Consider the following 13,735-nt stretch of genomic DNA (forward strand, 5'->3'; position numbering starts at 1 on the left):
TCAGGCACTCTTGGCACGTGCCGGTGCCGGGCCCGGCAGGACAGACCTGTGCAAGTGTCAGAAACCGGGAGGAACATCACCGTTTGGTTCCGGCTGGCCATTCGACCCTTCGAACGAGTGGTCAGGGAGTAGTAAGGTGACGCAGATCTCGGGCAGAGGACGTGCCCGAACACTCCTTTCCGTGTCCATGACTGGCCTCCCCGCACCCCCCTCCCTGCACCGAGGACTCCATGCGTCTGCGCAGCAGCTCGATCCGCGCGAAGATGATCGCGCTGCTCTTGGTGCCCATCGTCGCCCTCACCGGTCTGTGGGTGTACGCGACGATGGTGACCACCGGCGACGTCTGGGCCCAGCTGGACGTCTCCACCGCCTACCGGACCTTCGGCACCCCCACCGACCAGTACGCCCGCGACGTGCAGAACGAGCGCCGGGCCGCCGTGCTCCGGCTGGCCGACCCGAGGGACAAGGAGCTCCAGGAGCGCTACCTCCAGGCCCGGACGATCACCGACCGTTCGCTGCAGCTGCTGCGCTACCAGGCCGACTCCTCCGACAAGGGGAAGCTGGACGCGGTGCAGAAGCTCCGGCTGGCCGACATGCTCAAGGCCTCCGAGGGGATCGCCCCGCTGCGCGACATCGTGGACCAGCGCCTCAAGGACTGGGACGTGGTGGTCACCGAGTACAGCAAGCTGGTGCTCCCGGTCTTCTCCTTCCGCTCCGCCTTCGTCAGCCAGCAGACCGGCCAACTGCCCCGCCAGGGCATGGTGCTGACGGAGCTGGTGCGGGCCCGCGAGTACCTCTCCCAGGGCGAGACCGGCATCCGGGCGCTGCGCCTGATGCTGGACCTCAAGGAGGCCAGCCCCAAGGACCGGCCCGAGCCCACCCCCGCGATGTACCAGGTGACCAAGGACGCGCTCCACAACGAGCAGGCGCTGTTCACCGTCTACATCCCCGAGCTGGACGAGCAGGACCGGGTCGACTACCTGGCCGTCCGCAACGGCAACAGCCTCTCCGCGCTGGCCGAGTCCGAGGGCCTCTTCCTCGGCTCGCCCGACCCGCGCCAGGCCGTGCTCGGCATCCCGCCGGTCTCCTGGAACGGCCCGGCCGACAGCGGCCTGGCCGAGCTGGCCACCCTCAACTCCCGCCTGGTCGGCGAGATCGGCGCCCGGGCCCGCTCCTACGCGGTGAACCAGCTGGTGCGCGGCGGCATCGCCGGTCTGATCGGCCTGATCGCGGTGGTCGCCTCGGTGATCATCTCCTACCGGATCGGCCGGGGCCTGGCCCGCGAGCTGATCGGCCTGCGCAACTCCGCGCTGGAGCTCTCCGGGGCCCGGCTGCCCGCGGTGATGCTCAAGCTGCGCCGGGGCGAGCCGGTGGACATCGCCGTCGAGGCGCCCGAGCTGGAGTTCGGCCCGGCCGAGATCGGCGAGGTGGGCCGCGCCTTCAACCAGGTGCAGCGGGTGGCCGTGGAGGCCGCCGTCGAGCAGGCCGAGCTGCGCCGCGGCGTCTCCGCCGTCTTCGTGAACCTGGCCCGCCGCAGCCAGGTGCTGCTGCACCGTCAGCTCACCCTGCTGGACACCATGGAGCGCCGCACCGAGGACCCGGCCGAGCTGGAGGACCTGTTCCGCCTCGACCACCTGACCACCCGCATGCGCCGCCACGCGGAGGGCCTGATCATCCTCTCCGGCGGCTCGCCGGGCCGGGCCTGGCGCAAGCCGGTCCGGATGGTGGACGTGGTCCGGGCCGCGGTCGGCGAGGTCGAGGACTACGCCCGGGTGATCGTCCGTCCGTTCCCCGGCACCGGGCTGCTCGGCAGTGCGGTCGCCGACGTCACCCACCTGGTCGCCGAGCTGGTGGAGAACGCCGCGGTGTACTCGCCGCCGCACACCCAGGTCACCGTCCAGGGCGAGGTGGTCGCGCACGGCTTCTCGCTGGAGATCGACGACCGGGGCCTCGGGCTGAGCGAGCTCGCCCTCGCCGAGATCAACCAGCGACTGGCGGTGGAGCAGGAGTTCGACCTCGCCGACACCGACCGGCTGGGCCTGTTCGTGGTCAGCCGGCTGGCCCGCCGGCACGGCATCCGGGTGCACCTGCGGCCCTCGCCGTACGGCGGCACCACCGCGATCGTGCTGATCCCCCGTGAACTGCTGGCCGAGGCACCGGACCTGCTGACCGAGCCGCCCGCCACCCCGCGTCCGGCACCCGCGCCCGCCCCGGGCCGGCCGGACCTGGCGGCGGTGCCGTCGCCCGTCGCCTCCGGGCCCGCACCGGCGCCCGGACCCGCACCCGTGGCCGTCCCCGGCCGGGCCGACCTGGTCGCGGTCCCGGACCCGGCCCCGGAGGCCGCCCGCGATCCGGAGGACGGCAACGGCCGCCGCCGCGGCCAGGCCGCCGAGGAGCCCGCCCGGGCCGGGGTCCGCCCGGCCGGCGGACCGCGCCCCTCGGCCGCCGACCCGGCCCGTACCCCCGGCGGCCTGCCCCGGCGGCGCTCCAGCGGCACCGGTGCGCCCGGCACCCCCGGCAGCGGCCCGACCCTGGTGCCCGCCGACTCGGTCGGCACCGGCCGGCACCGCCGCGCGGACAGCCCGCGCGAGGAGGGTCTCCGCGAGGTGGGCACGGCGCCGTCCTCCGTGCCGTCCCCGGCCGCCCTCCGCGAGGTGGGCGCGACGCCGCCCCCGGCCGGCTCCCGTGAGGCCGGTGCGCCGTCCCCGGCCGCCGCGCCGGCCGGCGGCCTGCTGCCCCGGCGGGTCCGGCAGGCCAACCTGGCGCCGCAGTTGAGGGACGCCGCGCCCGAGCGGGAGCAGAGCAGCCGCGAGCGTTCGCCGGAGGAGGCCCGCTCGGCCTTCGCCTCCTTCCAGCGCGGCTACCAGCGCGGCCGCGGCGACCGGCTCCAGCCCGCCTCGCTCACCGTCGTCCCGGACCCGGCACCCGGCGCTCCCGGCACCGCCCCCGGTGGTACCGCCGTGCCGCCGCCCGCCGTACCCTCGACCGGGCTGCCGTTCGCGGTGGCACCGGGCGGCCGGCGGGCCGAACTGGCCTCCCCGCCAAGGCCGCAGGCCCTCCCGGCCGGCCCCGCCGGCTCCGTGACACCTGCTCAGCCCGCACGACCTGCACAGCCTGCACGACCCGTACAACCTGCACAGCCCGCACAGCCTGCACCAACGGAAGGAAACCGATCATGACCGCTACGGCACAGCCGTCGGGAGAGCTGAACTGGCTGCTGGACGATCTGGTGGGGCGGGTCGCGGCGCTGCGGCATGCGGTGATCCTCTCCAGCGACGGCCTGGCCACCGGCGCCTCGCAGGGCCTCGGCCGGGAGGACGCCGAGCACCTGGCGGCCGTCGCGGCCGGCTTCCACAGCCTGGCGAAGGGCGCCGGACGGCACTTCCAGGTCGGCGGCGTCCGCCAGACCATGGTCGAGCTGGACGAGGCCTTCCTCTTCATCACCGCCGCGGGCGACGGCAGTTGCCTCGCGGTGCTCAGCGAGGCCGAGTCCGACGTGGGCCAGATCGCCTACGAGATGGCCCTGCTGGTCAAGCGGGTCGGCGAGCACCTGTCCGCCGAGCCGCGCACCGATTCCGCCGTTCCGCCGCCGGGGAGATGACCACCAGATGACCGTCGAGGATCAGTGGTTCGACGACGAGGCCGGGCCGGTGGTCCGGCTGTTCTCGATGACCCGGGGGCGGACCAGGCCCACCGAGGAGGGGTTGTTCGACCTCATCTCGCTGATCACCGCCGTGCACCGGGACGGGGCGGGCGAGTCCGACCTCGACCTGGAGCACCGGGCGATCCTCGACCTCTGCCGCGACGAACCGCTCAGCGTCGCGGAGTTGGGCTCGTTCACCGACATGCCGGTGAGCCTGGTCAGAGTGCTGCTGGGCGACCTGCACGACTCCGGGCTGATCTCCGTCACCCGGCCCGTTCCGCTCGCCCAGCTGCCGGACGAGCGACTGCTGCGAGACGTGATCAATGGCCTCCGTGCACTCTGACCGCCCCCTGGGTCCTGCTTCGCCGTGGAGCTCGGTGGCGGTGAAGGTCCTGGTCGCCGGCGGCTTCGGCGCGGGCAAGACCACCCTGGTCGGCGCGGTGAGCGAGATCCGTCCGCTGCGCACCGAGGAGCAGCTCACCGCGGCCGGCGAGCGGATCGACGACACCTCCGGGGTGGAGGCCAAGCGGACCACCACGGTGGCGATGGACTTCGGCCGCCTGGACCTCCGCCCCGGGCTGTCGCTCTACCTCTTCGGCACCCCGGGGCAGGACCGGTTCTGGTTCGCCTGGGACGAGTTGGCGCAGGGCGCGCTCGGTGCCGTGGTGCTGGCCGACACCCGCCGGCTGGCCGACTGCTTCCCCTCGGTGGACTTCTTCGAGCGCCGCGGCATCCCCTTCGTGGTGGCGGTGAACTGCTTCGAGGGCACCGAGGTCTACGCCCCCGGGGACGTCCGGGACGCGCTCGACCTGGACCCCGGGGTGCCGGTGCTGCTCTGCGACGCCCGCCGCCGGGAGGACGGCAAGGAGCTGCTCGTCCGGCTGGCCGAGCACGCCCTGGAACGGCGCCGTCCCACAGTGTGAGAAGTCGTCCCACGGAGCGGACGTTTTGCGCCAACCGGCTTGCCGCCGGGGCGGTCCGCATGGAACGCTCATGCGGACAGTTCGTCGCGGCGTTCCCGGGGGGAGGTACCAGAGCATGGCGGCAGTGCAGTACTGCGCGGTGGAGCAACCCGCGCCGGTGATCCCGGTCCTGACCATGCGTCGGTACATCGACCAGGCGCTGTGTTCCAGCGCCTGTTGTCGCTGACCCCGGGCCCGACCGCACGTCGTTCGAACCCCGGTGCCGCCTCCAGGTGATCGGCCCCTCCCGTGCGCCGTCCTCCTGAGCACCCCTGGCAGCACCGACTTTCTTTCTCGGCTGAACGTGCACAGCCGGCCCGCCCGTGCGACCACCACCCATCCCGTCACACGCGAAAGCGGCACACCATGTCTTCCTCCACCGCCACCCTGACCGCCCCCGCCGCCACCCCGCACCTGCGGGCCCTGCGCTCCGTCACCCCGCCCGCCGAGCGCCGCCACGTGTCCGCCGTCCCGGCGCCCACCCAGCAGCTGCTCACCGCCCTCCCCGAGGGCGCCACCGTGGTCGCGGCCCTGCCCCAATCCGCCATCCCGCAGGGCCTGTTGGCCCAGTACGGCGCCCAGTTCGCGGGCACCGAGACGGCCGGCCACCCGCTGGTCGGCTACCTGGTGCTGGTGCCGACCAGGGAGGCCCCGGCCGCCGCCCAGCTGACCTCCGTCCCGGCCGCCGGCCCGGTCGCGGTCCCCTCCACTGCCACCCCGCCGGCCCGCCCGGGCCGGGGCATCGTGGTGGACACCGAGCGCCGCAACGCCCACGTCGACGGGCGCCTGCTCGACCTCACCTACCTCGAGTTCGAGCTGCTCGCCCACCTCACCGCCCACCCGCAGCGGGTGCACACCCGCGACCACCTGGTCACCGCGGTCTGGGGCTACGGCCACGTCGGCGACGGCCGCACCGTGGACGTGCACGTGGCCCGGCTGCGCCGCAAGCTCGGCGCGGCGCACCGGGACAGCATCGTCACCGTCCGCCGGGTCGGCTACAAGTACACCCCGGCCTCCTGAGACCGGGCGGTGCCGCCCGGGGTCCGTCGCCCCGGGCGGCACCGCCTCTCCCCATCTCTGCTCAGCGAATCAGCTGCTCAGCGGCTCAGCGCGTCGATCTCCGCCAGCTCCTCGGCGGTGAGCGGCCCGGCCGCCAACGCGTCCAGGTTCTGGTCGAGTTGGGCCACACTGCTGGCGCCGATGATCACCGAGCAGACCCGCTCGTCCCGCAGCACCCAGCTCAGCGCCAGCTGCGCCAGCGACTGCCCGCGCCGCTCGGCCACCTTGGCCAGCGAGCGCAGCTGCTCCAGCTTCGCCCCGGTCAGCGCCTCCTCCTTGAGGAAGTGCCCGACCGACATCCGCGACCCGACCGGCACCTCACCGGAGAGGTAACGGTCCGTCAGCAGGCCCTGGGCCAGCGGGGAGTAGGCGATCAGGCTGGTCTGCGTCTCGCCGACCGCCTCCAGCACGCCGTCCTCCACGCCCCGGTCCAGGATCGAGTACCGGGCCTGGTTGAGCAGCACCGGCGTGCCCAGCTCGCGCAGGATCGCCACCGCCTCCCGGTGCTGCTGCGCCGGGTAGTTGGAGATCGCCGCGTACAGCGCCCGGCCGGACCGCACCGCGGTGTCCAACGCCCCCATGGTCTCCTCCAGCGGAGTGCTGGGGTCGTACCGGTGCGAGTAGAAGACGTCCACGTACTCCAGGCCCATCCGGCCCAGCGACTGGTCCAGACTGGCCAGCAGGTACTTGCGGCTGCCGCCGTCCCCGTACGGGCCGGGCCACATGTCGTAGCCGGCCTTGGAGGCGATGAACAGCTCGTCCCGGTACGGGCGGAAGTCCTGCGCGTACAGCGTCCCGAAGTTCTTCTCGGCGCTGCCGTACGGCGGGCCGTAGTTGTTCGCCAGGTCGAAGTGGGTGACACCCCGGTCGAAGGCGCGGCGCAGCACCGCGCGCTGCACCTCCAGCGGCTGGGTGTCGCCGAAGTTGTGCCAGAGGCCGAGCGAGACGGCGGGGAGCAGCACCCCGCTCCGTCCGGCCCTGCGGTAGGTCATCGAGGAGTATCGGTCAGCGGAGGGGAGGTAGGTCATGCCTGCATCCTGCCAGCTCAGGTCGGTGGGCGGGACCTATTACCCTGCCGCGTTCCGCAGCCCCGCCGTAGCCTTGCGGCGTGGACCGCACCGACATCCGGGACCGCGCCGATCTGGAGCTGCTGCTGCGCCGCTTCTACGGCGCCGCCTTCGCCGACCCGCTGATCGGCCCGTACTTCACCTCACTGGCCGGCACCCGGCTGGAACGGCACCTCCCGCACATCGCCGACTTCTGGGAGCGGGCCCTGCTGCGGACCGCCGAGTACCACCGCGACGTCCTCGAACCGCACGCCGTCCTCCACGCCCAACAACCCCTGACCGGCGAACACTTCGGCCGCTGGGTCCAGCTCTGGCAGGCCACCGTCGACGGCCTCCACACCGGCCCGCGCGCCGACCGCGCCAAGGCCCAGGGTGAACGGATCGCGGTCGCCCTGCTCCGGCGCCTCTCCGGCGAGGACCCCGCCACGGGCGGGACGGGCGGCTTCGTGCCGCTCAGCGCGGTGCTGCTGCGCAGTGGAGCAGCGTGATACCGGGGCACGGAGCAGGGCCGCCCGGGAGCTCTCGACCGGCGGCTCCGGTTGAGGGGCCACTTCCTGCTCAGCGGCGATGATGCGTGTCCGAGCTGTTCGTCAGACCTTTGCCGCAGTGACCGGCGCCGTCGCGCGGGCAGCCAGCACTGCGGCCAGTGCCCGCTTGTTCGTGATCCATTCGGTGTCGCCGGTGGAGACCGCGTGCTGTACGGCTTCGAGGACGGCTGCGTCGGCCGTGACGGGGTCGGCCAGACGTGCTCGCATGTAGTGCTTGAAGAGCGCGGGCAGTTGGCCCGGGCTCGTCGCGGTCCTGGTCCTCAGGGAGAAGACCGGGAGGAACCAGGCCTCGAAGTCGTCCTCGATCTCCTGGGTGGTGCGGTACGCCTCGTACAGCGGCTGCAGGCTTGCCATGTGGTCGTAGGGGAGGTGGCCGTGCAGGGCGTACTGGAGGCGAGTGCCGTCTTGCTCGCGGAAGTGCTGGCCGTGGGCGGCGATGTGGTTGGCGGCGTTCTCGGTGATGGTCATGACGGCCATCTCCGCCTCGTGCCGTCGGGCTGCGGCGAGCACGGTGACGTGGATGCCGACGCGCGGGTCGAGGACGAGGCCGTTGAGGCCGACGGGCGAGAGGTCGATGCCGTGGTCGCGGGTGCGGGAGAGGATCAGGCGCTGGGCGATGTTGGCCGAGGTGCGCTGGAGGTGCTTGGGCTGCCGGCGGTGGCTGGCGTGGATGTCCGAGCGGTCGAGGACGGGGCGTTCCTTCGCGAGTTCGGCGACGAGGTGGAGGTTGGTTCGGTCCAGGGTGTCGGTGCTGCCGCAGGCGTTGCAGGGGTGGCCGCCGATGCCGGTCATGTGGCCGCAGGCCCGGCAGATGGGGACCGTCTCGCGGCTGATGGTGAGGGTGCCGGCGCGGAGGTTGTTCTCGATCGTCTCCAGTGCGAGATCGGCGACCTCGGCGTCGGTGTCGGTCATGATGCCGCCCACCGGAGACTGCCCGGATGGGTACTTGTCGGCTATCAGGTCGGCCTCGAAGCGCCGGCGGGGGATCGTGGGGCCGTCGGCCTCGTGGTAGCGGAGGTCTCCGGCGAGGGTCACGGTGTTCCACAGGTGGGGTGCGGGCGGTAAGCCCAGGATGGCGTTGAGCGCGGCGGCGAGTCGGATGCCGACGGCCTTGCCAGGGCGGGTGGCGAAGGTGAAGGGCCCGTTCTGGACGGGCCCGTTGAGGAACAGGTGTCGCACGGGCTCCTCCTAGATCGGCGGGGTGGTGGTTCCCGTCCGGGTGAACCGGCCGTCGTGCAGCTCGTAGTGGAGGATCGCGGCGTTGGGCATCTTGCCCTTCCGTTCCTCAGCGAGGATCTCGGGCAGGGAGCGGACCTCGAGCAGGGAGCGGAGCGCCACCGCGGCGGTCTGATGGGTGAAGGCGACGACGGTGCGGGCCTCCTGGAGTTCGGCCTGGGCGAGGGCGGCGAACTCGGCGGCCCGGTTGAGCACGCCCTCGGCGAGTGACTCGCCGCCGCCCGGCGCTGTCCAGACGTGCTTGCGCAGGCGGCGGTCCTCGGCGAGTTCGGGGTAGTTGTCGTACAGCTCGCGCTTGGTCATGTAGGTGGCGTCGCCGTAGTGCTGTTCGTCGAGGAGCGCGGTGTGCTGGGGCCGGCCGTCGGGGAGGCCGGGCAGAGCGATCGCGGCGGTGTCGATCGCCCTGCGGTAGGTCGAGGTGTAGACGTGCGGCTCGGGGCCCGCGAGCTGCGGGAGGACCTCGGCGAGCCACTGGGCCTGCCGGAAGCCTCGCGGGGTGAGGCCGACGATGGTGCGGGAGATGGCGTGTGCGGCGGCTCCGTTGTATGGGCGGGGGTCTTGGTAGAAGCCGTTGTACTTGTCGGCGTTTTCGACGGATTCGGCGTGCCGGATGACGAGCAGGGTCACGGTGTGGGTCCTATCCGGCGAGGTTGGCGACGTAGGAGCCGCTGACGGTCCAGGGGGTGAGTTCGATGCCGAAGCCGCTGTGTTCGCCGTCCTGGGTGTGGACGAGCTTGCCGGCCAGGTGCACGGTGTCACCGGATCGGAAGGCGCCGGTGTAGGCACCGAGGTACGAGCGCATGTGGGTGATCCGGCGGGCGAAGGAGTCGGCCTCGTCGATGGTCGAGTTGAGGATGGTCTTGACCTTGATCCCGTAGACGGCCGGGGTGGTGAGGCCCTCGGCGTGGTCGGTGATCTCGGCGAGGAGCGAGACCTCGCCGATCTCCTTGGAGGAGATCCGGGCGAAGGTCTTGTCGCGGTCGGAGCGGATGGGTTCGCAGTTGATGTGCGCGCCGGCGTTGGCGGTGAGTCCTTGGAGCTTGCGGCGTTCCTGCTTGATGAGGGCGTCGAAGGAGCTGCCCTCCATGTACTTGGCCCGGCGGATGTACAGCCGGGTCAGGTCGCCTCCGTCGTACGGACGGATCAGGTCGGTCTGCTGGAACAGCTCCTGGGCGACCTCGTAGCCCTCCGGTCCGTAGCAGACGAGGTCGATGTCGGAGCGCTCGTTGAAGCAGCCGACGAGGAAGGAGCCGGTGACGCCGATCAGGCCCTGGGCGTCGTTCGTGGTGATCCACCCGGCGATCGCCAGGAGGTCCTTGCCGACCGGGTTGTCGGCGACCGCGCCGGGGTCCTCGCGGATGGCGGCGAGGGCCTGGCGGCAGGAGTAGTGGACGGCCACGTCCTCACGCGGGATGCCGGTGATGACGCAGCCGAGGGTGTCGGAGTAGACGTAGCACTCCGGCCTGCCGGCCAGGATGCCGAAGGACTTCGACACGACGCTGTTCTGACGGTACGTCCGGCCGAACAGCCGTCGGTCGCCCTTCTCGTCGGGGTGGTACTTGACGTAACCGAGGTAGTGGCTGCCGGGGTGGCTGTCGCCGATGACCTTGAAGACGACTCCGTGATGGTCCATCAGGTAGTCACGGTCGCGGACGGTGGGGACCGGCCTACCGGTGTTCAGCGGTGAACCGTTCCAGAGTGGGGAAGGTGCCGGTGTCGATTGCGTTGCCCGACTCATGCTGATCAAGTCCCATCGTGAAAAGGGTGCGGCGGTACTGCCACTTGATGTGCTTGTCGTGCCGTGTGGGGTCGGTGGGCCGCATGAGGGCGAGGAAGAAGAAGCACTTGACGAGCAGGAAGTCGCCCAAGTGCTCACTGACCCGCTGCCCGATCAGGGAGGCGGTGGTCTCGTCGAGGGCGGCGGTGTAGGCGGCGCGCTGTTCCGGGGTGATGCTGTAGCCCTTGCCGCCGCCCTTGAAGGCCACGATGTCGAGCGCGGGGTAGACGTCGTAGCCGAGCGGGACGGGCCCGTGGTGCTGCCAGTCGATGACCCCGGCCTGAAGGACGTTGGGCAGGCCGTAGTCCAGGTGCCCGTGCACCATCGGGAGCCGGGCCAGCCGGTCGAGGGCGCGCTTGACCGCCCGGTGGACGCGCGGGGTGTCGAAGTCGGGGTTCTCCTCGAAGACCTCGGCCGCGAAGGCCGCCTTCTCGAACCACGGCACGGCGGGGAGGGGGTGCCTCGCCTGGGCCTGCAGGAGCTCCGACGCGACGGCAGCCGCCGTGCCGATCACCTGGTGGCTGACCTGACCGTCCTGCCTGGCGTCGGCCAATGCCTCCTCGTGCAACGAGGTGTCGCCGATGGCGCGCTCGACGACGAAGTAGCGTCCGTCTTTCAGACCGCTGTCGACGATCTCCGGCACCGGGTAGCCCAGGCTGGCGGCCAGCTGCTGGAACTCGGTCTCCGCCCGCAGATCCTCACCACCGGTCCGCTTGTAGAGCAGGCCGTCAGCCGACTTCCACACCGCGCCTCGGGTGGCGGTCCTGTTCTTCACGAACTCCCATTCACTCATCCATCCATCCTTCCGTAGGGTCGAGTTGGGACGGCACAGCCAGGGCTGTGCCGCGTGGGGCAGGGCAGCACGGGCCTGTCGCGGCGCGGCTGTACGAACGCCTGCGCCTCAGGCCCGTAGCGGTGTGTAATGGGCCGTCAGCACTTGGAGACATTCAGCCCTGCCGGTGAGCCGCCCGACCAGTGCCGGCATTCGGACAGCGGTCGTCGTCCACAAGAGAGGCCCGGGGGACCAGATGCCGCGACCGCCAAAGCCCTTGGACCCCACACGGTCCGCAGCCCACTGGTTCGGTGCGGAGCTCCGGCACTGGCGGGACCTCAGGAGCCTGAGTCAGGACGAACTCGGGCGGCTGGTTCACCTCAGTGGGGACCTGATCAGCAAGATCGAGCGGGCTGAACGGCCCTGCAAGCTGCACCACGCCCAGGCGTTGGACGCTGCCCTGGACACCGGTGGAGTCCTGTCGCGGAGCATCGCGCTGGCCCGGGCCGAAATGGACAACCGCTCAAGGGAAATGGACAGACGGCCCGGTGGGCCGGTCAAGGCTCCCCCGGGGACTCTGCTCGGGGGCACGCTTGAGGAGCCATCGCCCGCTCCCGAGTGGAACGAGTCCGATCCCATGGAACGACGGAACTTCCTTGCCGTGACGAGTGCAGCGCTCGCCGCAGGCCCCCTGGCCCAACTCCTGACCTCCACCCCGGCCGCAGCCGTACCCGCAGTGGTCCGGCCCGCGGACGTCGAACAGGTCCGCGCCGCCGCGACGACCCTGCGCAGCTGGGACAACCTCTACGGCGGCGCCGGCGTCGTCCGTGACACCGCACTCGCCCAACTGCGCTGGGCTGCCGGCCTCCTGAACAGCCGCTGCCCCACTCCACTGCGCGCGGAGCTGTTCGCCGCCGTCAGCCGCCTGGCGACCGTGGTCGGCGCCTCTGCCTTCGATGCCTTCGCCCATGGCGGCGCCCACCGCCTCTTCGCCTTCGCCACTTCGTGCGCCGAGGAAGTGGACAACTGGCCGTTGCGCGCCATCTCCTACAACCTCCGTTCCCGGCAGGCCACTTGGCGCGGCGACCCCGACACCGCCCTCACCCTTGCGGAACTCGGCCTTGCCCGCGCCGACCGTCTCTCCCCGGCCGAACAGTCCATGCTCCACAACGCCCGTGCCCGAGCCCTGGCGAAGATGGGTCGCACCCAGCAGACCCTGGCCGCGATCGGCATCTCCGACGACTCGTTCGCCTCGATCATCGCGGCGAACGAAGGAGCGTGGATGGCGTACTACGACAGCGCCCAGCACCAGGGCGACACCGGCCACGCCCTGTTCGACCTCGCCCTCGCCGGCCACCCGCCGCAGGAGGCGCTCCACCGGCTGCAGGCCGCGGTGGACGGCCACGGCGACGGCTTCGCCCGGTCCCGCGCGTTCTCCCGCACCAAGCTGGCCACGCTCCAGATGGCCGCCGGTGACCCCGAGCAGGCCCTGGCCGAGGGGAGCGGTGCGCTCGCCGAGGTCAGCGACCTGCGCTCGCTGCGCGCGAACCACGAGCTGGCCGAGCTGGGCCGGGTGGCCCACCGCCACCGCAACCTCCCCGACGTCCGGGACCTGCGGGAGCGGATCGCCGTTACGGTGGCGACGTGAGCCGTACCGAGGAGTCCCACGCCCTGCTGGTCAAGGCGTGTGCCAGTGCCGGACTGTCGGCGGCGGGGGCCGAGCCGATACGGATCGGGGAGAACGCACTGTGGCGGTTGCCGTCTCGGATCGTGGCGCGCATCGCTCGCCCCGGGCAGGCGGTTGCCGCCGCCCGCGAACTGGCGGTCGCCCGTTGGCTGCACGACTGCGAGGTGCCCGCGGTACGGCCGCTCGATCACCTGCGGGAGCCGCTGGAGGTGGACGGCCATCCGGTGACCTTCTGGCACGAGCTTCCCCCACACCGCTCGGGGGGCGCTGCCGACATCGCACCGCTCCTCCGACGCCTCCACGAACTTCCCGTCCCGGCCATCCCGTTGGGCCACCTCGACCCGTTCGTCCGGCTGGCCGCCAGGATCGACGGCGCGGCCACCCTCGACGACGAGCAGCGGCAGTGGCTGCGCAACCGCCTGGCGGCACTCGAAGCAGCATGGTCCGGCCTTCCGGCAGGAATGCCGGCAAGCGTCATCCACGGCGACGCCTGGCGCGGCAATGTCGCGGTCACGCCGACCACCACCTACCTGCTCGACTTCGAGCGGACCTCCTTGGGCCCTCCTGAGTGGGACCTCACCGCCACGGCCGTCGGCCACGGCAGCTTCGGCTCCGTTTCGGAGAGCGAGTACGCGGCGTTCTGCAAGGCCTACGGCACTGACGTGACCTCCTGGGGCGGCTATGCGGTGCTGCGCGACATCCGCGAGCTGCGAGTCACCTGCTTCGCCCTCCAGCACGCGGCAGCCGATCCGGACCACCACCGATCAGAGGCCCACCACCGTCTGGCCTGCCTGCGAGGGGAGAGGGGCCCGCGGCCCTGGGGTTGGACGGTCGTCGGCTGAAGGGGTGCGCGGCTTCCGCCTGTCCGGTCCGGCGGAGGACCAGCGCTCGCCGAATCGGTGCGGTACGAACGGTTGAGGCCGTTCGCTGCCGAGGTCGACCCGGCTTGCCGGGGCGGGGGCGGGGTTGATCCGGACCGTACGG

13 protein-coding genes and 1 pseudogene are annotated in these 13,735 nt (G+C 71.9%); 9 read left to right on the forward strand and 5 right to left on the reverse strand.

The genetic code is table 11. The features are described 5' to 3' along the window. Positions 1-230 precede the first annotated feature (230 nt). The 5 genes from ACIA8O_RS14495 (at position 231) to ACIA8O_RS14515 (ending at position 5,625) form a co-directional block, all read left to right on the forward strand. Positions 231-3,179 carry a nitrate- and nitrite sensing domain-containing protein gene (locus ACIA8O_RS14495; protein ID WP_396294044.1) on the forward strand — a complete coding sequence of 983 codons (2,949 nt, stop codon included), beginning with the start codon at positions 231-233 and terminating at the stop codon, positions 3,177-3,179. Continuing rightward, positions 3,176-3,601, forward strand: coding sequence for a roadblock/LC7 domain-containing protein (locus ACIA8O_RS14500; protein ID WP_345283233.1), 426 nt, complete (start codon positions 3,176-3,178; stop codon positions 3,599-3,601). Before ACIA8O_RS14495 ends, ACIA8O_RS14500 begins: the two co-directional genes overlap by 4 nt. Positions 3,602-3,608: 7 nt before the next feature. After that, entirely contained in the window at positions 3,609-3,986 is a 378-nt protein-coding gene (locus tag ACIA8O_RS14505; protein WP_396294046.1) for a DUF742 domain-containing protein, read from the forward strand. Continuing rightward, a complete protein-coding gene (locus tag ACIA8O_RS14510; RefSeq protein WP_396294048.1) occupies positions 3,967-4,566 on the forward strand; it encodes a GTP-binding protein in 600 nt (199 codons plus the stop codon). The genes ACIA8O_RS14505 and ACIA8O_RS14510 overlap by 20 nt, the downstream gene beginning before the upstream one ends. Before the next feature lie 405 nt (positions 4,567-4,971). Then, positions 4,972-5,625 (forward strand): winged helix-turn-helix domain-containing protein, encoded by a 654-nt coding sequence (locus tag ACIA8O_RS14515; RefSeq protein WP_396294049.1) that lies wholly within the window; start codon positions 4,972-4,974, stop codon positions 5,623-5,625. A 77-nt stretch (positions 5,626-5,702) separates the two neighbouring features. Here the strand turns inward: ACIA8O_RS14515 and ACIA8O_RS14520 are convergent, their stop codons facing one another. Then, a complete protein-coding gene (locus ACIA8O_RS14520; RefSeq protein ID WP_396294051.1) occupies positions 5,703-6,692 on the reverse strand; it encodes an aldo/keto reductase in 990 nt (329 codons plus the stop codon). An 80-nt stretch (positions 6,693-6,772) separates the two neighbouring features. On the opposite strand from ACIA8O_RS14520, the gene ACIA8O_RS14525 reads away from it, so the two are divergent. Beyond that, positions 6,773-7,219, forward strand: a complete 447-nt coding sequence (locus tag ACIA8O_RS14525; RefSeq protein WP_396294052.1) for a group III truncated hemoglobin — start codon at positions 6,773-6,775, stop codon at positions 7,217-7,219. Positions 7,220-7,321: 102 nt separating this feature from the next. On the opposite strand, the gene ACIA8O_RS14530 is transcribed toward ACIA8O_RS14525, so the two are convergent. From ACIA8O_RS14530 to ACIA8O_RS14545, 4 genes are read right to left on the reverse strand one after another with little or no spacing between them, the layout of a single operon-like run. Then, positions 7,322-8,458: a hypothetical protein gene (locus ACIA8O_RS14530; protein ID WP_396294054.1), complete on the reverse strand. Its 1,137-nt coding sequence runs from the start codon at positions 8,456-8,458 to the stop codon at positions 7,322-7,324. Between the two features lie 9 nt (positions 8,459-8,467). Further along, a complete protein-coding gene (locus ACIA8O_RS14535; RefSeq protein ID WP_396294055.1) occupies positions 8,468-9,142 on the reverse strand; it encodes a histidine phosphatase family protein in 675 nt (224 codons plus the stop codon). A gap of 10 nt (positions 9,143-9,152) precedes the next feature. Next, a complete protein-coding gene (locus tag ACIA8O_RS14540; RefSeq protein WP_396294056.1) occupies positions 9,153-10,148 on the reverse strand; it encodes a hypothetical protein in 996 nt (331 codons plus the stop codon). Between the two features lie 34 nt (positions 10,149-10,182). Next, a complete protein-coding gene (locus tag ACIA8O_RS14545; RefSeq protein WP_396294057.1) occupies positions 10,183-11,085 on the reverse strand; it encodes a phosphotransferase in 903 nt (300 codons plus the stop codon). 235 nt (positions 11,086-11,320) lie between these two features. Here ACIA8O_RS14545 and ACIA8O_RS14550 point away from each other — a divergent pair. From ACIA8O_RS14550 to ACIA8O_RS14560, 3 genes and pseudogenes are all read left to right on the forward strand, one after another. After that, positions 11,321-11,533, forward strand: a pseudogene (locus ACIA8O_RS14550) (helix-turn-helix domain-containing protein); the annotation flags it as partial. Between the two features lie 192 nt (positions 11,534-11,725). Continuing rightward, positions 11,726-12,712, forward strand: coding sequence for a hypothetical protein (locus ACIA8O_RS14555; protein WP_396294262.1), 987 nt, complete (start codon positions 11,726-11,728; stop codon positions 12,710-12,712). Then, the gene (locus ACIA8O_RS14560; protein WP_396294059.1) at positions 12,709-13,593 is read left to right on the forward strand and encodes a phosphotransferase; all 885 of its coding nucleotides are present in this window, start codon (positions 12,709-12,711) and stop codon (positions 13,591-13,593) included. Before ACIA8O_RS14555 ends, ACIA8O_RS14560 begins: the two co-directional genes overlap by 4 nt. Positions 13,594-13,735: the final 142 nt, after the last annotated feature.

Origin of the sequence: Kitasatospora sp. NPDC051853, from assembly GCF_044452665.1 — a bacterium.
GTDB lineage: Bacteria > Actinomycetota > Actinomycetes > Streptomycetales > Streptomycetaceae > Kitasatospora.